This window comes from Dactylosporangium cerinum, assembly GCF_042653625.1.
GTDB lineage: Bacteria > Actinomycetota > Actinomycetes > Mycobacteriales > Micromonosporaceae > Dactylosporangium > Dactylosporangium cerinum.
Genome location: NZ_JBHSIU010000032.1, coordinates 1 through 17,421, shown reverse-complemented (window position 1 = coordinate 17,421; position 17,421 = coordinate 1). Strand labels below are relative to the sequence as shown.

The window sequence follows — 17,421 nt, the reverse complement described above, 5'->3', positions numbered from 1 at the left end:
TGCCTCGCTTTCGCGAAACAGCAGCTCACGCCATGTGCGATGAGTATTGGCACGGTACAGGGGTCTGTGCTCGTTATAGAAGGTCTCGTACTCGCGTAGCGCGTGCAGCAGGCGTCGCTGGTTGAGGATCAGCGTCCGGTCGAGCAGTTCGCGCCGGCAGGTCCGCATCCAGCGTTCCATGACCGCGTTCATCCGGGGCATCCGAACGCCGCTGAGCACGACCGCGATCCCAGCGTCGGCGAGGACAGCGTCGAACAGAGCCGGGTACTTGCCGTCCCGGTCGCGGATCAGGTACCTCACCCGTCATCCCGCGTCCTGCTGGCGGTGCAGCACGGCGAGCTGGTGCCGTAGGGCAAGGATCTCCACGTCCTCGTCACGGTCGCTGCCTGGCAGTAGCCGCAGCAGCGAGCGCGTTGGTGACGCCCAGGTATGCCAGTCGCCGCAGCATGAGACGGCATCATCGCGTAGTCACCGACGGCGACGGCAAGCAGGACACGGGGACCCGACAACCAAGATCGCATTCGTATGGTGGACTGCCCTCTGACCAGCACGGACGCATTTGTCGGCAGGTACAACGGTAGGGCGCCCCCTGTTGGCAAACAGTGGACAAAAACTTGTCGCGGCCCCAGCAAGGCTCCTGTCGTTTCGGATCAGTGGCTGTGGTGGCCGCGCTGACCGGGGACGGGCACGACGGTGCGACGTACAGCCTGATCGTCCGGGAGGCGTTTCACCCTGCTCGAGGCGGCGGCGACGGTCACCCGGGTGACCGGTCGGCCGGTGCGGTACGAGCCCTGCTGGACGGCTATGGCCCACCGCCGGGCGTCGACCTGCTCGATGGCCAGGCCGTCGTCGAAGCGCGCTCGCCTGAGCGCGCTTGGCCGGCTTCGATCCGGATCCCGAGGCGGTCGCCGCCCTACTCGACGCCGAGGGCTGTCGCTGAGCAGACCGCGGACGCGGTGGCATTGACTTACCTCGGCGTCTCGTCGGCACGCCGGTGGCGTGAGTCGCGGCGCCTCCCGGCGGCTTGGCCCGCGTCTGTGTCAAGGTGTCGGGTTCGCGTGACTGGCCATGATGATCTCGTCGGCCAAGCGCGCCGCGCGTGCCACGCTGTCCGTGTCCAGGCCACGCATCCGACTGTTCTCCAGACTGCGGGCCAAGGTCTGGAGAGCCTCGGTAAGAGTGCTCACCTGGTCTTCGAGATGGGCAAAGCGCTCCGGCGGTGTGCTCGGCACTTCGGCTGGTCTGGTCGCTGAAGCGGTTGGAGCTGTCCCGGTTTGCGCCGTCACGGGTCCGGTCAGGAGGGCGCGCACGTGGGCGGGAAGCTGCGCGAGGGTTTCGGTCATCAGGCCGGGCGAGAGGTGATCGGCGAGTGCTCGAGTCGTCGCGCTGATGGCGCCCCGCACATCCTTGGTGGCGATCCGGGCTTCTTCAGCGAACCGAAGCGAAAACTCGTCGGACCCGTACTTGATGGGCGCCTTGCTCGGAACCCAGCCGTCGTAGTAGATGCCGCGGAGAAGCTCGGGTAGTTGTGCTCCGAACTTCGCGGCGCTGTCGACGGTGAGCCGGTCGCGCAGCGCGTGCAGCCATGCCCGCAGCACCCGGTGGGCGAAGCGGATGTCGTCGGTGTCGAGTGCGGTCGCGACGTCGGTGAGCCAGGTGTTGGAGGTGTGGACGGCGCGGTCGAAAACCGTTCGTTCGGCGAGTGACATCGCGTGTCTCCCTTCCGTGAGTTGGTCGTTCACCGCCCGAGCCGCACGGCGGCGACGCCGGGCACGGTGCGGGCCATGATGGTGACCACGGTGCGTTCGGTGTCGTCGTCGAAGGCGCCGTCGAGGATGGGTACGCTGCGCACGTTGTGGTGGAGCATCGACTCCGCGATGTCGGCGATGTCGGCTTGCGGCCAGAATGTGACCGGAGGTGTGGACATCACCTCGGCGACCGTCCCGGGGCGCTTTTCGCTGTCGCCGCCGGCGGCGCGCCAAAGGTGGGCGGTGGGGTCCGCCAGCAACCGATGCCACAGCAGGTCGCCTTCGCTGACCATGCCGATGACCTCGTTGGCCTCGTTGAGCACAGGCCGCCGCGGTGATCTTCTTGTCGGCCAGCAGCGCGGCGGCGTGTTCGACCGTGTCGGTGGGCCGCACCGTGTACACCGGCCTGGTCATGAAGTCCTTGGCCCGCATCGTCGCCTCCTTGGGGGTCAGGCTGTGCGTCCCAGTCGACGTGCCGCGGGCGGGCCGCCGTCCACCGCGGTCCGGGTCGACGCCGGGTGCCCGGACTGCTGTCCGCCTTGCGTGCGCGTGCCGGGCTGCAGGATCGTGCAGTCTTCGGGGTCCGGCGTCGTGATGTCTTGCAGGCTGTACGCGCTCCTCCGCGAGCGGAAGTGAGCTAGCCCGCTATCGCGGGCCGCTGCCTGGTTGGTCGGACGTGGTGGGCCTGGTCAGGCTCGGGATCCCGGGCCGTCGTACTCCACCCGCTGCCCCTCCTCCAGGCTGCGAAACCCGCATCGCCGATCGCGCTGTGGTGCACGAACAGGTCCTTGCCGCTCTCGTCGGGGGTGATAAACCCGTACGTCATACAGGTGCTCGCTGCGATCATTCCCGGCGCAGCGCGCGAACATGCCATCCGCAGCGGCGTCGATCCGTACGCCGAATCCGCCGCTGACGGAGTCGAGGACCACCCGCAGCCACGCAGCGTTTTTCAGATGTGGCGCGGCGCAGCCGCATGCGCCTCGTTTGCATCGACACCATTCGCAGGCCGACCAGCGCGCCGTCGGCGTCAACGGATGCCAGATGCATCAGCAGCAGGACGTCTCGGTGGCCAAGGCCGCCGGGATGACCTGATCCGCGCCGTCGCGTTGACGGTCCCGGACATGGCGATTGTCGATATCCCGATGCCGCCGACCCATACCGACGAAGGGATACAGTCCGCCCAGCGGCTGCGTCGCGAGCATCCCGCGACGGCCGTACTGGTGCTGTCCCAGTACGGAGAGGCGCCGTACGCGATGGAGCTGCTCACCGGCGGGCCCACCCACATCGGGTACCTGCTCAAGGACCGCGTGCTCGACCGGTCAACCCTGCTCGCCGCGATCTGGCGGGTCCACGCTGGGGAGGTCGTCGTCGACCCCGACCTCGTCCGGTCCCTCCTGGAAACGCCGACGATGCCGCCGACGCTGGCACGGCGGTGCGGAACAGCTCTGAACGCCGCCTACGTCGCCGACACCCAGCCGCAGGCCGCGCTACGCGCGGCCCCGGATAGCGCCGTGCTGGGCGACACACGGTCGGTGCCGATCTTGGTGAGGCTGCCTGATCCGGACCGGTGTCGCCGCGCGTAAGGTGGGCGGCGAGTGCCTGGTGGTTGGGCGCTCCAAGGCGGAATCCCCGTCTCGGGTCACCTTGACCGGAAACCGCGGCGGCGTGCCATTCCGCCAGCGCCGCCTCACGTCGCTCGGCCGCCGCCGCATCATGAGTCCTGCTGCCGACCATGCCTCGTGCGAACCGGCAGCGACTCGCCCTTCGAGTGTATCGAACATCCGTTCGAACGTCTGGCCCCGCGTGTCGGGCGCAGTGGCAACCACCCGCCTGGACAAGCGTGGAACCCTCCCGCGCCGCGTCACGTCGAGCTGGCGGTTGCCAGCTCCGACGCCCTGCAAAGCGCGTCGGCGACGACGACCGACTCCGCCGCCCCGTACACGAGGAGCAGCTCGCGATCCTCGCCCGTGCGGCAGTTCGAGGCCGTGGCGCGTTCGACGACGACGAGTGTGCTGATTACCTCGTCCTCGGTCGCTACTTTCATGTCGGCCACGCCGACGTCGACCTGACGCACGAGCAGTTCCTCAAGCTCGGCAGCCACGAACATAGTGCTGTCGTGACGGCTCGCCTGCGCGTCGCCCAACTCGGGTGAGCCGCAAGAGCTCTGGGGTCCAAGATCCGCACTTGGACCAACGCCGACCCCGGAACATTCCAAGATCAGAAACTTGGTTGGGAGACCCGGGCGTCCGCGTGGCCGTTACCTCGGGTTCTCGGGGGCGGAAGCCTCGCGCACCCGAGACGGACAGCGCCAGGGCAGTCGATCTGGATCGGTCGGCAGCCGGCCGGGTCGGGCCCGGGGCGCACGGCGTGGCCGGTACGCCGCGCCGTAGCGCGGGTCCGGTTCGCGACGGGTTCGGTCATCGCGCCGGCACGGCGAGCTCGCGGCCGCGGTAGAACGCCTCCCGCTCCTCGACGACGTAAGGAGCCATCGCCTCGCGCCGATTCGCTTCCACCTCGGACACACGCCAGGCGTCGCACGACTCCCTTGAATCCCAGAACGAGACGCCGACTACCTCAAGTCCGTCATCCGACCAGTAAGCGTAGGCGCGCCGCATGCCCTCCGGGTGCTGGCTGGGTCGCCACATCCGCTCGAAGTCGGCCAATGTGCCCGCCTTGATCCGGCGCGTTGTCATCCACACGAAGTGCTCGTCCATCGCGACCTCCCTTGCGGCGTACCGCTTGTCGTACATTGTTGTGCGATTGACGCCATTCATCGAGAGCGTTGCGGATCCGGTCGAATACCGCTGGGGGTGGGCCAGCGATCAGGTCGACGATCGCCGATTCGCTGGTCATGGCATGCGGCCGTTCGATACGACCTGCTCCGCCGCCTCGAGCGAATTGGCCATCCGCAGCAGCTCCTCGCGCGAAACGCTGTCGCATAAGGCCGTGAACTCCTCCCACTCCTCGTTGCCGGCATGCGCGAGCACCAACGCGGCCAGCGCCGCCACTTGCCGTCGACCTCGGGGTGGTCCACCCCGAGGTCGTACAGTTCGGCGAGCGCGTCCTTGGCCTCGTTCTCCTCCCGCAGTCGACGCTCCACCACCTCGTTGCCCGCGGCGATCCGCTTGCGCGCAGCAGGATGCACCACGACTTCCTCCGCGCTCTCGTGCACCGCCAGAAACCTGACTAGGTCGTCGAAGAGCGCGCGACGGCGTGGAACCCTTCGCGGCGGCCACCTTGTTGAACAGATCCTTGGTGTCGCGGTGCTGATCTACGAGTAGATCCACCATGTCCTGCTGCATCGTGGTCATGAGCCTCACCTCGTCGTGTCTGTCGGCTTAACAACGCGCCTTCCCCGGCAGTGCGCTGCATACCCGCAGCGCGGCGGCGCGCCTCCCGCCGGCTGCCCCTGTGGCGGCGATGCTCACGCCGGGGGGTGCGGCCCTTCCAGCGGTGTCTGCCGCGACGGCAGCTCCGCCTGGATGCGGCGCCAGTGGTAGACGTAGACGGGACCGGCGATCAGCAGCAGCGCGCCGGAGCTGATCACGCCGAGTACGGACTGGCGTTGCTGCGAGTCCTGCGCCGCCCGGTGGAGGCGCTCCTGCTCCTCGGGGCTAATGCTCGGGTCCTTCATGGGCGCCTGGATGTAGTACCCAGGATCGGGGTAGAAGAGTTCGACCGCGCTGCGGACGATGTTCACCGCGGCGAAGATCGAGATCACGAGCGTGATCAGGCAGACCAGATACAGGTATAGGTTGCGCAGGCTGAAGCGTTCCTGAATCGCCACGGCGTCCTCTTCCCCACGTGTGGCCCGGTCACCGCATTCCTGCGGTCGTTATCCCGCTCATGTGGCTGGCGGGACACTACCCATTCGCGGCCCGGCCAAGCCCCGTGTCTCGGCTGTGGTCGATCTGGGTTCAGTGCTGGCGGCAGCCGTACACCCGGGCGCATGCGACAACGTCGACGACGCTCGGCCGGAGCCAGCCCTGGCGCTGAACGACCTCGGCTACACGGAGTAACGTCAAGACTGCAGCGTCGCAGATGGTTTGCTAACCCGCTGAAGGCGCGACGGTGCTGGCGGCCAGGCTGAGCGCGCGGGGAAGCCGCATGGCGCTACGGGCGACGCCAGTGATGGCATGTGCCGGCCGGGTCACTCGCGCAGCGGCTGTCTGCGCGATCGTCGTCGTGGTGGGTGACGCCAGGGACTTGGTCGAGTCCGGTTGAGGATGGCTCGGACAAGTTTATGGCTTTTCATCGATGACGACCTACAGCTCATCACCACGTTGTTCTGCATCAGCGCGCGAGTGCGCGCCGCGGGAACGCCTCCCGAGCGTGCAACGAGATAGTTTGCAGGGGTGTGGTTAGCCGGTGCCCGACGGGGGGCGGTCCGGGTGAGTGCGGATGAGCGATGTGACGTGGTGACGCTGCTGGTGGATCAGCACGGCCGGATCGGTGGATTGTTCGAGCAGGTGTGTACCGTGCCAAAACTCGTCGCACATGGTGTGAGCTGTTGTTTCGCGACAGCAGCGCAGGATGGTAGGCGTGTTTGTTCGGCTGTTGTACCTGAGTGCGGTGCGGGTGTTCGGCTGGTTGCCGCAGGCCACGCGGAGCGAGTCGGTGATGGTCGCCGAGTTGCTGGTGCTGCGCCACGAGGTGGCGGTGCTGCGGCGGCAGGTCGGTCGGCCGCGGCTGTCGTGGCCGGAGCGAGCGGTGCTGTCCGCGTTGGTCCGGGCGCTGCCGAGGGAACCGTGGACGCATCGGATCGTCACCCCGGCTACCCTGCTGGCCTGGCACCGCCGGCTGGTCCGCCGGCACTGGACTCACCCGAACCGGCCTGGACGACCACCGATCAGCGACGACGTCCGTGACCTGATCGTGCGCCTGGCCCGGGAGAATCCCGGCTGGGGACACCGGCGCATCCAAGGCGAACTCGTCGGCCTCGGCCACCGCATCGGCGCCGGCACCATCCGCCGCATCCTCGCCCGATCAAGGGTCGGCCCCGCCCCACGTGAGATCGACACCAGTTGGCGGACGTTCCTGCGCGCTCAGGCGTCCGGACTGCTGTCCACCGACTTCTTCCACATCGACACCATCACGCTGCGACGCCTGTACGTGCTGTTCGTCATGGAGATCACGACCCGACGGGTGCACATCCTCGGCGTCACCGCCCACCCGACCGCGGCGTGGACCACTCAACAGGCCCGGAACCTGGTGCTGGACCTCGGCGACCGTATGACACGGTTCCGGTTTCTCATCCGCGACCGCGACGCCAAGTTCGCCGCGTCCTTCGACGCCGTGTTCGCCGCCGAAGGCATCCAGGTCGTGAAGACCCCACCAAGGACGCCTCGAGCAAACGCCTTCGCGGAACGCTTCGTGCGCAGTGTCCGGGCCGAGTGCACCGACCGGGTATTGATCTACAACGAACAGCACGCCCGCACCGTGTTGCACGACTACGAGGACCACTTCGACCGGCACCGGCCCCACCAGAGCCTGGATCAGCATCCACCCGACCACGACCCCGGCATGGTCATCGCGATCGACAAGCCGATCCGCCGACGCCGCGTCCTGGGCGGCGTGATCAACGAGTATCGCCGGGCCGCTTGATCCACCCGACAAAGCCCCAGCTCACAGCCTGAAATACAGTTCTGGCACGGTACAGTCCGGGCCAGTCACCGGCGAGACCTTCAGTGAGCTTTTCGATCTTGAGCAGGGGCATCTCGTCACCCGTCGAGTCAAGGGGTCCAACAGCGGCGTGCTCGACTCAGGCGAACTGCTCACACACGAAAAAAGGGCTCCCGCAGGCTTGTGACCTGCGAAAACCCTTGCGCTGTCGGGACGGCGGGATTCGAACCCACGACCCCTTGACCCCCAGGTCAAGGGTGCCGAGGTCGTCCCCGCAAGCGCGGGGGTGCTCCCGCCGTGCCGACGCTTGGAGGTGTCGTCCCATCACGCGCAGGGTGCACCCGATCAGACCATCGCCGCGGGTACCACGGCGATGTTGTCCCCGAGCCGACGGAGCAGGTCACCTGGTGGTCAACGTCCGGAACACCTGTTCCCAGGAGGTGTCGGGTGCGACCTGAGCAGGATCGCGGCCGGATCGGCCTGCGGTCGGTCCGGCGCCTCCTGTGCACAAATAGTGAATCTATTTGTGTTTGAAGGGTCACCGTGTGTCGCTTCGATACGTAAGAATCCTTCTATGTCCGATGTGACTGCTGTGGCCCTTGGGGTTGATGTGGGTTCGAGCCGGGTCAAGGCTGCGACAGCCGCCGCCGACGGGGCGGTGACGGTCGTGCGGTTCGATGACCTGCCGTGGCTGGACTCCCGCGTATACGTTGGCGGCGACGGCATTCTCTCTGTGGGTGCTGTGGCGCAACAGCGGGCATCGCACCGTCCGCGGGGATGGGTCTCTGACCCGATGGCGCAGCTGACGCACGACGCTGTGGATGTCGACGGTGTCCGCATCGACACTGCTGACATCGTGGCTGCCCTGCTCAGTGCGGTCCGGTCGCGGGTTCCCAACGCTGCCGCTGCAGGCCGAGGCGCGGTGCGGATCGTAGTGCCAGCGGGTTGGGGACCGCGGCGGCGGACCGCGTTGCGAGCCGCGCTGGACCGGGTCGGCATGGCGGACGCGGAGTTGATCGCGGCGCCGTTGGCGGTCGCCTGGCATCTGACAGCTGGCGGCGTCGACATCCCGGTCGGTCGTTGCGTGCTGGTATGCGATTTCGGGGCCGGGTTTGCCGCCAGTGTTGTGACACGGACCCCAGACGGGTTCGAGACGCTCGCCACGATCCATGCCCAATCAGTGGGTGGTGCCGCCATGGACGCCGCGATCGCCGCAGCGCTCACCGCAGTACCAGCAGACCCTCATGTCGGCAGCGGCGCCGACATGGCAGCCGACTCCGAAGTCGGCGCCGGCTCCGGTTCGGCGGTGATCGGACTGCCAACGGCTGAGGCGTTGGACCGGGCGCGGCTGGCGAAGGAGGCGTTGTCGGTCGCGCCGGTGGTGCAGGTGCAGGTGGGTACGGTGCCGGCGTTGTTCGGTGTAGCGGATCTGCGGGAGGCGGTGGGCGCGGTCGTCGCTGGTGCGGTCGATGCGGCCCGGCAGGCGGTCGCAGCGGCTGATGTGACGGCCGAGCAGGTGCAGTGGGTGGTGTGTGTCGGTGGTGGTGCTCGGCTTCCGGTCATTGCCGACGCGTTGACTGCCGGGCTCGGTGTGCGGCCGGTGATGGTGACGCACGCCGAGGCGGCTGCTGTGTTCGGTGCGGTCCAGGCGCCCGTCGCTACCTTGCCGGGCGAGTCTGCCGCTGTGTCTGCGGCGGGGACCGGTGGTGCTGCTGGAGTGGTGCTGGCGGCGGTCGGGTCGATCGGGCTGTTCGGGCAGTTCGTGGTGGGTGCGGAGCGGTACGGTCCGCGGCAGTCGATCGTGCCCGGCATGGTGTTGGGGCATTGGGGTGGGTTGGCGTTCGCAGCGGTGTTGGCGGTCGTGGCGACGGTGGCTGGGGCGTCGTGGTTGGGCACGCTGCGGTTCGAGGTGGTGGCCGATGATCGGCTGCGGCATCGGTTGTATGCGGTGGCGTTGGCCGGTGGTGCGGTGCTCGGTGCTGTGGTCGCGGCGGGGTACGGGGTGTTCGGTGTCGGGTACTTCGACGTGCCGGCGGGTCCGATGTTGCGGTGGTCGGTCCTGGCCGCGCTGCCGGTGGTGGTGGCGGTGCTGGTCGCTGCTGGCGTGGTGTGGTGGCGGCCTGATCCGCCGTCGCCGGGCGGTTCGTGGCCGGTGTGGTTCCGATTCCCGGTCGCTGCGGTGGCGCTGGTGCTCGCGGGCGCGACGTTGATCGGCTACGACGGGACCGGGTCGCCGCTCATGTTGGATGAGCTTCGGTTGTGGCTGGAGCGGCATACGTCAACGTCGAACGAGATCATCGGTGTGACCGGCCGGCTGGGCGGGGCATTCGTGGGGGCGGCCGTCGCGGTTCTGGTCATACGGCGGGTCTGGCTCCGGGTGGCGGTGATGTTGCCGTTGGCGGGTTTGACGGCGGTGTCGTTGACGTGGCGGACCACCGGGCTGATCGCGGTCGGGTTCGCGGCTGTCGTGACGTGGTGGTGGCTGTGGCGTGCCGTGTCGGCGCTGGCGCACACGGTGCTGCGGCCGACGGCCGCGTCGACGGGATCGGCGCTGCGGGGACTATCCGGGGCGGCGGACGTGGCCTCGATCGGATCGCGCGGGGCGCCGCCGAGCATCTTGGGCAGTGGTCCGGGATTGCAGGCACCGTCTGTGTGGTCGACGACGACCGATGAGCGGCGATGAGCAGGGTTCGGGGCGCCGGAGGTGCGGGTTGGCGGCTGACCCTGCGGGCGGCGCGTGCCGTGGTCGTGTTCTGGTTGGTCGTGGCAGCGCTCGTCGCGCTGCCGTGGGTGCTGACCCTCGCGACCCGTGGGCTGTGGCAGTCCGAACCGGACTGGGCGGCGCTGGTCAACGAACCCCTCAGCGCCCTCGGCATATTCGTCGCCGGGCTGCTCCTTGGCTGGGTGATGTGGCTGTGGCTGCTGGCCACCACGATCCTCGACATCGTCGACGCCGTCCGCCGGCCACACCGCTCTGGTCGCCGGCTGCCGGTGCCGCTGCATACGGCGGTCACCGCTGCGGCCGGTTCAGCGGTGCTGCTCGTCGACGCGGTCACCGGCCGCGGCGCGGCGGTGGCTGTTCCGCCGGCGCAACCGTTGGCTGTCGCTGCCGACGTTGCGGCACCGCGGCCGGCAGCACCGTCGACGCCGTCACGCGGCCAGCAGCAGAACGCCCCGGTGGTGTCGGCGGCCGAGGCCGCGACGCCGGTGGCGGTCGAGGTGTCCGCAGCGGTGGACTACGGCGCGGCGGGGGTCCAGGTGCGTGGCGGGTGGCTGCCGGTGCCGGTCGTCGCCGCTTTCGCCGCGGTGAGCGCCCTGCTGTGGGCGCAACGCCGCCGCACCTACCAGCCGCGCCCGCCAGGTCGCGCCGACCGGTACGACGCTGATCTGCTCCCGGTCGATCCGACGCTCGCCGCCCTCGACGTGCTACCTGACCTCGACACCGCGGTGCCGGATCTCGACGGCGCCGAGCAGAGGTCGGTGGTCATTGGTGTCGTCGGAGCGCGGTGGCTGGACCTGACTGCGCTGCCCCGCGACGGTGTCGACCTCGCCGGCGACGGGGCGCTCAACGCCGCCCGTGGGCTGATCGTCGCGATCCTGACCGGCAGCGTGGCCCGGGGCGACGCGGCTCAGGTGGTGATGAACGAGGGCGCCGCTCGGACCTTGTTCGGTGCTGTACCCGCGGTACCGGGCCTGTATCTGGATGCGGGCATCTCACCCGTGGTGGCCGCTGCCGAAAAGGTGTCGCCCGGTTCCGACATCGGCACGCCCATCGTGTCGATCGTGACCGGCGCGCTGGCAGGCGACCCGATCGCCACTGCCGCGTCCGTGCGGGTCCCGCTCCGCCTGCAGGTCACGGTCGTCGACGGACGCAGACGATCCGGCCGGACGGCGTGGACTGTCGACGCCGAGGGCGTCGTCACCGACGCCCTGCCGGCATCCGCTGCACGGCCTGCACAGCTGCGGCTGGCGACGCTGAACCTGCCCACCGCCAGGGCGCTACTGTCCACGCTGCGGCAGACCGCCACCGCGATGCGGTCCCGAACCGCCAACGCTGACGACCGTGCTGCCGCACCGGCCACGCCAGCGGCGACGTGGCCAGTGACCGCGGCGGCGTCGACCGAGGTGCCGTGGCCCGATCAGCCGCCGGTCGACGCCCAGCGTCCGCGTCGGCTGCTGATTGGCGTCATCGGCCCGGTCCAGGTGCTGCTGCCCCGCCCCGACGGCACGTTCACCGCAGTGCAGGTGCGGCGCACCGCCAGCGTGCACCTGCTCGTCCTGCTCGCCGTGCACCGCGACGGGATCACCGGCAACGACCTCAAAGAGGCCCTCTGGCCGGACGTGCCGACCAGCTCTGCCAGACAACGCTTCGCGACCAGCCTGTCGGAACTTCGCCGAGCGCTGCAGGACGCCGCCGGCGTCGACGTGGTGCGCCGCACCGCGGAGTCCTCCGCTGGCGGTGGCCGGTACTGGCTCGACCCGGACCGCGTCCAGGTCGACCTGTGGCAGTTCCACGACCTCCTTGACGCCGCAGCGCTGCGCACCAACGATCCGGCGGGCCGTGACCAGCTGCTGCGCGACGCGGTCGGGCTGCACCGCGGTGACCTCGCCGACCGTCTCCCGGACGGCCCGTCCACGACCTGGTTGCCGGTGCACCGGGAACGCACAGCACGGCATCTCGTCGACTGCTACCTGCACCTCGCCGGCCTCGAGCCGGACCCGGACCTGGCGCTGCAGCTGCTGCGGCGGGCGATCGGCCTGGCCCCGCACACCGAACAGCTGTACCGGGCAGCGATGGCCCGGCAGGCCGCCACCGGCGACTACGACGGTGTGCGGCGCAGCATGGCCGCCCTCACCGAACACCTCGCGGAGCTGCGCACCGAGCCGGAGCCGGCCACCGAACAGCTGTACCGGGAGCTCCTGGACGAGCACGTCGCCGCATCGAGCGCCGCACGCATCTCGAGCAGGCAAGGAGACCACCGGTGACCCCTGAGACCAGCCACTCCGCGGTCCTGGTTCCGTACGGACCGGCCGGGTACCCGGTGCTGCCGGACGTCGATCCCCCGGTCCTGGTCATCCAGCGTCCCGCGCCGGCGACCGGGATCGGCCGCGCGCCGGGCGCGTCGGCGGCGCCGTGGTCGCGGTGGCGACGCCGACGCGCCGGCCGATGGAGCCGGCTCGTCGCTGCCGCGGTCGTCACTGTGCTGGTGGGTGCCGTCTTCGTGCGGTGTTCCGGGCTCGGCCCGACCGACTCGCCGGAAGAGGTGGTCCGGAAGCTGTTCGCTGCTCTCACCGCCCGCGACGGTGCCCGCCTCAGCGGGCTTGCCAGGTGTGACGGCAGTCCCCTGTGTACCCCGACCGGGCTCATGCACGGCTATCAGCCACCTGAACAGGTACAGATCAGGTCTGGCCGCGACAGCAGCACCATCTACGGCAAGACCCGCGACGTCGTCGTGGATTACACCATCAGCGGCACCACATACAAGGAAACGATCACGGTCGTCCGCTACCGGCAAGGGCTCCTCGGCCACGTATGGCTGATCAAGGACGAACCCGGCGGTGATCTCGACCTGCGCAGCTCCGCCTACGAGCATCTCCGGTTGGCCGGCGTCGAGGTCACACCCAACCCGGTCACGACCGACGACCAACCGGGCGCCCGGCAGATCTGGGCGCCGCCAGGGGCATACACCGTCACCGCCGCCGGCGACCTGCTCTTCGAAGCCGCCACCGTGACCGTCACCGTCGCCGGCGGCATCGAGCCAGCCGCCGTCACCGTGAAGCCGACGGTCCGGACAGACGCGCTGCAGCAGATTCAGCAGCTGATCCGCGCGCGTATCGACGGCTGCGCCGCACTGCACGACCTGGCACCGGACACCGACAGTTCACTCGGTACCCCGTTCGACTGCCCGTTCCGCCACAGCGTCCGTACCCCCATCCTCACGGCACCGACGTGGACCATCGACCGGTACCCGGCCATCTCCCTCAATGTCGACGACACTGGCATCGTCACGGTCCGAACTGCCACACCCGGCGCAGCGACCGTCCGATATCGGTGGAGCCTTGACCTCGTCGAACCTCGCCGCTGGACCGACGCCGAAGCCACGGAGCAGTTCACGGTCGGCGGCCACGTCGTGCTCGACCACGGCACGATCGCGTGGATTCGCTGACCGTCCGGCGTCGTCGACGTGTCAGGGCTTGGCTCGGTCCGTGAGAACTGGGTCCGGATGTACGTGACCTCCGAGCCCATGCGCGTCACGTTCCCTTGGTCGTTGTCGGTGAGTTTCGGACCCACTTGGAAGCAGGTCGCGGCGCTGGCCGCGGACAGTCAGGGCGGCGGATCGTAAGTTGATCCGCCGTCGAGCCGTGTCATAGCTACGTTGGGTAGCGGAAGCCGATGAAGGGACGGCTACCGGATCTGCCGATGAGCGCGCAGCGGATCTTGCTCGACGCCTGGGTGGGATGGTTCGGACCACGTAAACTTCTAGATACATCTTCGTGGAGGCTAGCCGAATAGGATGGCGACACTTGGTTTTGAAGTTGAGCGGTAAAAGCTATGAGCGCCAAGTGATGCAGCATCTTACTGACCGTGATCCTCGTACGAGGTTCGAGCTAGACGTGAAGTTAGTCGATTCATTAGGTCGCCATTTCCGGCAGGTGGACATCTGGCTTCCCCGAACGCGCGAGATCGTCGAATGCAAGCATCAAATTAGACCAGTGGATGTCGGAGTAGTCGATCGGCTTGTAGGAACAATCGACGACCTGAACGCCTCCGGGGCACGGATAGTTAGCCACAGCGGGTTCACGAAGACCGCCTCCTTGCGAGCGGCGAAGGCAAATATCGAATGCCTGACCCTGCCGTTCGACAATTCCCCAGCTCGCCTGCACCCAGCCGGCGGCGAGGGTTTCTATTGCGGCAGCTACGTCGACCTGTGCCAGTCCTCATCGCCGGATTGCGACAGCTACGGGCGCATTACCTACGAAACTGGCTACGGCGGCGATGCGCTCCTGTGTGTCGGTAACAGTGTTGACTGGGGAAACAGGCAGATGCACGCGTTCATAGCCCACATAGTTTTATCCCACAGCATTGCCGTTCCGCCGAGTGATGCAATGGTTGACGACTTCCTCATCGAGTTCGGCGAACGATTTGACGCGGGCCGCGAGTGGCGGTTGAGAGAAGCGGAGGTCGGCCATGTAATCCACAGTTTTTACGAGTAAGCAGCGAAACCACGTAAGGGCACGCCGCGAATGCACCGCACATGTTGCGCCACACGTTCGTCACGACCATGCTCGACGCCGGCGTCAGCCTCCGCGACGTGCAGATCGCCGCCCGCCACGCCGACCTACGCACCACCATGTGCCACGATCGGGCCCACAACAACCTCGACCGACACCCCAACTACATCCTCGCCGCATACATGGACTCCGGCACGTAGCCGCTGCTCACGATTTTGCCGATGAGATTGCGTTCGAGAGTGGCCATACGCGCCAACACTCCGTTACGCGTTGCGCAAGCTGGTACAGCCTACGCTCGAAGGCCCGGGAAGATGTGTTGCGCCAGCCAGCGTTGCGTTGTGAGCTCGTCAACCATTGCGCCAAATAGGCTTGGAGCAGCATTGGGCCACTCGGGAGAATGCGCGACGAACTCCCGACTGTTTCCTACAGTAAATCGGTTCATTGCACGAGACGTGATCTTTCTGGCATCGTCCTCGCTTCGAGAGATGACCAGCCCAAGCGTCGGAGCAAGAGGGGCGGTGAGTCGCTGGAAATTCTCGAACCCTAAACCGATGCCGTGATTCGCATAGGCGACCGGAAGATCGAAGTCGTTCCCGATTGCAATTCCCGAAAGACATGCCGTGGTGTCACCCACTAGCAGCGACGGCGCACGCGGGCGAAGCGTTTTCCAAAACATCGGCTCGAGTCGACTAACGATGTGGTTCCATCGCTCCTTGGGTCTGCACATCGGGTCATTTCGGTTCTTCCATGGCCAGATGACGTTCGTCAGTATGGCATGAAGTCCAAGCGACTTAGTCGCATACTCGTACTCCGGATCCGTAGGCTGCATTGGGTGATCCTGTAGCACTTTCACCCTAACAAGATCGAGTAGCATGCGATGGCGCTGCCACTGCAAGGCGATGAACCAAGATAGCACTTCTCTATGCTCTGGTGATAGCTCACTTTTTCGGCTCGCCAGCAGATCCCGAATTACGCTGGCCGCTGCGCCCTCGATCTCAGACATCCCCTTCTCGAGGGTTTCGTGATCAGGATTTCGGCCGGGCATATAAATCGTGTGCCCTAAGTTCCTGTGCCCAACGTCCCTAATTGACGCAATATGTGGGCCGGTCGCTTTAAGTCGGTAGACAGTCAGCCTCCGTTGCCGGTCGGCAAAGAGCTCTAACAGGAACTGGGGCACGAAGTGATGCTTCTTCGGCTGGTTTGACACTTGACTCGGCACCTTGCGGCATCCTCTCGCTCATTCTCCATCTGTATAGCTGCCCTGTTGGGCTCCAGGCGACCATCACGAGCCAAGCGGTGGAAATGCCCAGGATGCACCTCACGAATCGGGGTCGCCGCTCGGCGCCTGTCCAGAGTAAACGCCGTACGGTCCGGTTCGTCGACCGTTGACAACCGGCGGCTTCCGCTCACTGATCTGCCGCCGAGCGTGTGCGTCGATCTTCGGGAGCCGTCACAGTCCGTCATGCTCGCGTCGGCAATGTCCTTCCGGCCGGTGCCCTCAAGCCGATGTGCGTGCATCTGATCCGGCAGTTGGGTTGACCGGTCCGGCGTCGGGCGGGCGACATGGCGGTCTGACCCAGCAGGCGGAGCCGACTGCACGATCGTAGGATCGGCGGATGTCGGCCGGGGGCTTCGTTGCGCGGTTCAACGCCATCGCTGCAGAGCAGGGGCGGGCCGGTCTGACGCCGGCGGCGTGCCTCGACGGGTGGCGGCGCTTCGTGGACGATCTGGCCGAGGGCTACTACGACGAGGAATGGGCGGACGAGCTCGACAACGACTATTGGATTCGGCGGTTTCTCGGCCGGGTGATTGTCGATTCGGTGGTACGGGCCGAGGCGGCCTGGTACGTGGCCGAGGTCGAAGCGATCGACGTTCGGTTCCGCGAGATCTGGCGCACGTCGTCGCGCGGAGCCGATACGCCACGGGAGTGACGAGACGCGCGGGGCGCGCATCTGCCGCAGGTCTCGCGCGGCAGTCAACTCGGAGATCGCCAAGCTTCGTGACGGCAGGTCCGGTGCGTCGAGCCGCAGCAGCGGCGCGCGCTCGCGCCGAATGGAGTGCATGTGATCTTGGTGTCGCTGAAGATCAGACCCACGCCCGCGCGGCCGCCCAGATCAAGATCTTCGCCTTGCCTCAGAATCAAGACATGGCGGCTGAGGCGGTTTTCGGGCTCGTCGGTGTTCTCCTCGGTTCGGTGTCGACGTCCGTCGTCGCCGTGTACCAGGTACAACTGGCCGGCAGACGTGAACGCGAGGCACGTGACCATGAACGTGCCGAGGCGAGCCGCGCACGACGCAACGCCTTCCAGCGCGAGAGCATCACAGCCCTTCAGGACGCAGCGGCGGACATGATCAAGGCCGTGTACGACGAGCAGGATCGACAGCTGGAACGGATGGATTCAACATCCGACTGGCCGGCGCGACAATGGGAGACGCCGACCGCAGTCGGATGGTCAGACGCCGAGATCCGGCTACAGGTCGCCCGCGCTCGAGTCTTCGATAGCGATCTGCGGGCACTCGCGCACGAAACCCGCGCCGTCGCGAGGGAACTCGTCTGGGCTCCGACGCTGGACAAGGCCAAGCAGTCGAATCTCCGCCTCGATGAACTGTACGAGCGATTCAACGAACGGGTGGCTCAAGCGCTCCAACGACTCGATTGATGGACTCGCCAGAGGGTTTGTGCAAGCTACTGCCAGGGTGGAGACATCCGCTATGCCGCTGACCGTTCGCCACGGGCCGTGACGGCCCAGCTACGGTCCTAGTAGTGCTTTGTCATAATTTTCGGCATTGGGTGATGGTGGATGCCGGTTTTGGGTGTT

Annotated in this window: 18 protein-coding genes and 1 pseudogene; 9 read left to right on the top strand and 10 right to left on the bottom strand. The window is 67.3% G+C overall.

Features of this window, described 5'->3' with window-relative positions; genetic code table 11:
- From ACFPIJ_RS26250 to ACFPIJ_RS26235, 4 genes are all read right to left on the bottom strand, one after another.
- A partial coding sequence (locus tag ACFPIJ_RS26250) for an integrase core domain-containing protein (protein WP_380118239.1) occupies positions 1-300 on the bottom strand: 300 nt, incomplete at its 3' end.
- 740 nt (positions 301-1,040) lie between these two features.
- Positions 1,041-1,709, bottom strand: a complete 669-nt coding sequence (locus ACFPIJ_RS26245; protein ID WP_380118245.1) for a DUF2267 domain-containing protein — start codon at positions 1,707-1,709, stop codon at positions 1,041-1,043.
- Positions 1,710-1,738: 29 nt separating this feature from the next.
- Positions 1,739-2,071 carry a CBS domain-containing protein gene (locus tag ACFPIJ_RS26240; RefSeq protein WP_380118242.1) on the bottom strand — a complete coding sequence of 111 codons (333 nt, stop codon included), beginning with the start codon at positions 2,069-2,071 and terminating at the stop codon, positions 1,739-1,741.
- 314 nt (positions 2,072-2,385) lie between these two features.
- The gene (locus tag ACFPIJ_RS26235; protein WP_380118237.1) at positions 2,386-2,574 is read right to left on the bottom strand and encodes a cold-shock protein; all 189 of its coding nucleotides are present in this window, start codon (positions 2,572-2,574) and stop codon (positions 2,386-2,388) included.
- Positions 2,575-2,869: 295 nt separating this feature from the next.
- Between ACFPIJ_RS26235 and ACFPIJ_RS26230 the strand changes: the two genes are divergently transcribed.
- Positions 2,870-3,331 (top strand): response regulator, encoded by a 462-nt coding sequence (locus ACFPIJ_RS26230; protein WP_380118235.1) that lies wholly within the window; start codon positions 2,870-2,872, stop codon positions 3,329-3,331.
- A 278-nt stretch (positions 3,332-3,609) separates the two neighbouring features.
- Here ACFPIJ_RS26230 and ACFPIJ_RS26225 read toward each other — a convergent pair whose 3' ends face one another.
- The 5 genes and pseudogenes from ACFPIJ_RS26225 to ACFPIJ_RS26205 form a co-directional block, all read right to left on the bottom strand.
- Positions 3,610-3,855, bottom strand: a complete 246-nt coding sequence (locus tag ACFPIJ_RS26225) for a hypothetical protein (protein ID WP_380118232.1) — start codon at positions 3,853-3,855, stop codon at positions 3,610-3,612.
- A 310-nt stretch (positions 3,856-4,165) separates the two neighbouring features.
- The gene (locus ACFPIJ_RS26220) at positions 4,166-4,462 is read right to left on the bottom strand and encodes a hypothetical protein (RefSeq protein ID WP_380118229.1); all 297 of its coding nucleotides are present in this window, start codon (positions 4,460-4,462) and stop codon (positions 4,166-4,168) included.
- A 135-nt stretch (positions 4,463-4,597) separates the two neighbouring features.
- On the bottom strand, positions 4,598-4,756 hold the full coding sequence (locus tag ACFPIJ_RS26215; protein WP_380118248.1) for a hypothetical protein: 159 nt from the start codon (positions 4,754-4,756) through the stop codon (positions 4,598-4,600).
- A gap of 71 nt (positions 4,757-4,827) precedes the next feature.
- Positions 4,828-4,920 (bottom strand): annotated as a pseudogene (locus tag ACFPIJ_RS26210) (hemerythrin domain-containing protein); the annotation flags it as partial.
- Positions 4,921-5,172: 252 nt separating this feature from the next.
- Complete coding sequence (locus tag ACFPIJ_RS26205) at positions 5,173-5,535, bottom strand: hypothetical protein (protein WP_380118226.1); 363 nt, start codon at positions 5,533-5,535, stop codon at positions 5,173-5,175.
- A 755-nt stretch (positions 5,536-6,290) separates the two neighbouring features.
- Here ACFPIJ_RS26205 and ACFPIJ_RS26200 point away from each other — a divergent pair.
- The 6 genes from ACFPIJ_RS26200 to ACFPIJ_RS26175 all read left to right on the top strand — a co-directional run bounded on the left by ACFPIJ_RS26200 (position 6,291) and on the right by ACFPIJ_RS26175 (position 14,803).
- On the top strand, positions 6,291-7,352 hold the full coding sequence (locus ACFPIJ_RS26200; RefSeq protein ID WP_380118223.1) for an integrase core domain-containing protein: 1,062 nt from the start codon (positions 6,291-6,293) through the stop codon (positions 7,350-7,352).
- Positions 7,353-8,028: 676 nt separating this feature from the next.
- Entirely contained in the window at positions 8,029-10,053 is a 2,025-nt protein-coding gene (locus ACFPIJ_RS26195) for an Hsp70 family protein (protein ID WP_380118220.1), read from the top strand.
- The gene (locus tag ACFPIJ_RS26190; protein WP_380118217.1) at positions 10,050-12,356 is read left to right on the top strand and encodes a BTAD domain-containing putative transcriptional regulator; all 2,307 of its coding nucleotides are present in this window, start codon (positions 10,050-10,052) and stop codon (positions 12,354-12,356) included. Before ACFPIJ_RS26195 ends, ACFPIJ_RS26190 begins: the two co-directional genes overlap by 4 nt.
- Entirely contained in the window at positions 12,353-13,537 is a 1,185-nt protein-coding gene (locus tag ACFPIJ_RS26185; protein WP_380118215.1) for a hypothetical protein, read from the top strand. Before ACFPIJ_RS26190 ends, ACFPIJ_RS26185 begins: the two co-directional genes overlap by 4 nt.
- A gap of 358 nt (positions 13,538-13,895) precedes the next feature.
- Complete coding sequence (locus ACFPIJ_RS26180; RefSeq protein WP_380118213.1) at positions 13,896-14,585, top strand: restriction endonuclease; 690 nt, start codon at positions 13,896-13,898, stop codon at positions 14,583-14,585.
- Between the two features lie 41 nt (positions 14,586-14,626).
- A complete protein-coding gene (locus ACFPIJ_RS26175; protein ID WP_380118211.1) occupies positions 14,627-14,803 on the top strand; it encodes a hypothetical protein in 177 nt (58 codons plus the stop codon).
- A gap of 89 nt (positions 14,804-14,892) precedes the next feature.
- On the opposite strand, the gene ACFPIJ_RS26170 is transcribed toward ACFPIJ_RS26175, so the two are convergent.
- Positions 14,893-15,780: a DUF4238 domain-containing protein gene (locus ACFPIJ_RS26170; protein WP_380118209.1), complete on the bottom strand. Its 888-nt coding sequence runs from the start codon at positions 15,778-15,780 to the stop codon at positions 14,893-14,895.
- A 439-nt stretch (positions 15,781-16,219) separates the two neighbouring features.
- Here ACFPIJ_RS26170 and ACFPIJ_RS26165 point away from each other — a divergent pair, with 439 nt between their 5' ends.
- Together ACFPIJ_RS26165 and ACFPIJ_RS26160 are read left to right on the top strand one after the other, a co-directional pair.
- Complete coding sequence (locus ACFPIJ_RS26165) at positions 16,220-16,534, top strand: hypothetical protein (protein ID WP_380118207.1); 315 nt, start codon at positions 16,220-16,222, stop codon at positions 16,532-16,534.
- Positions 16,535-16,602: 68 nt separating this feature from the next.
- The gene (locus ACFPIJ_RS26160) at positions 16,603-17,262 is read left to right on the top strand and encodes a hypothetical protein (RefSeq protein WP_380118205.1); all 660 of its coding nucleotides are present in this window, start codon (positions 16,603-16,605) and stop codon (positions 17,260-17,262) included.
- Positions 17,263-17,421: the final 159 nt, after the last annotated feature.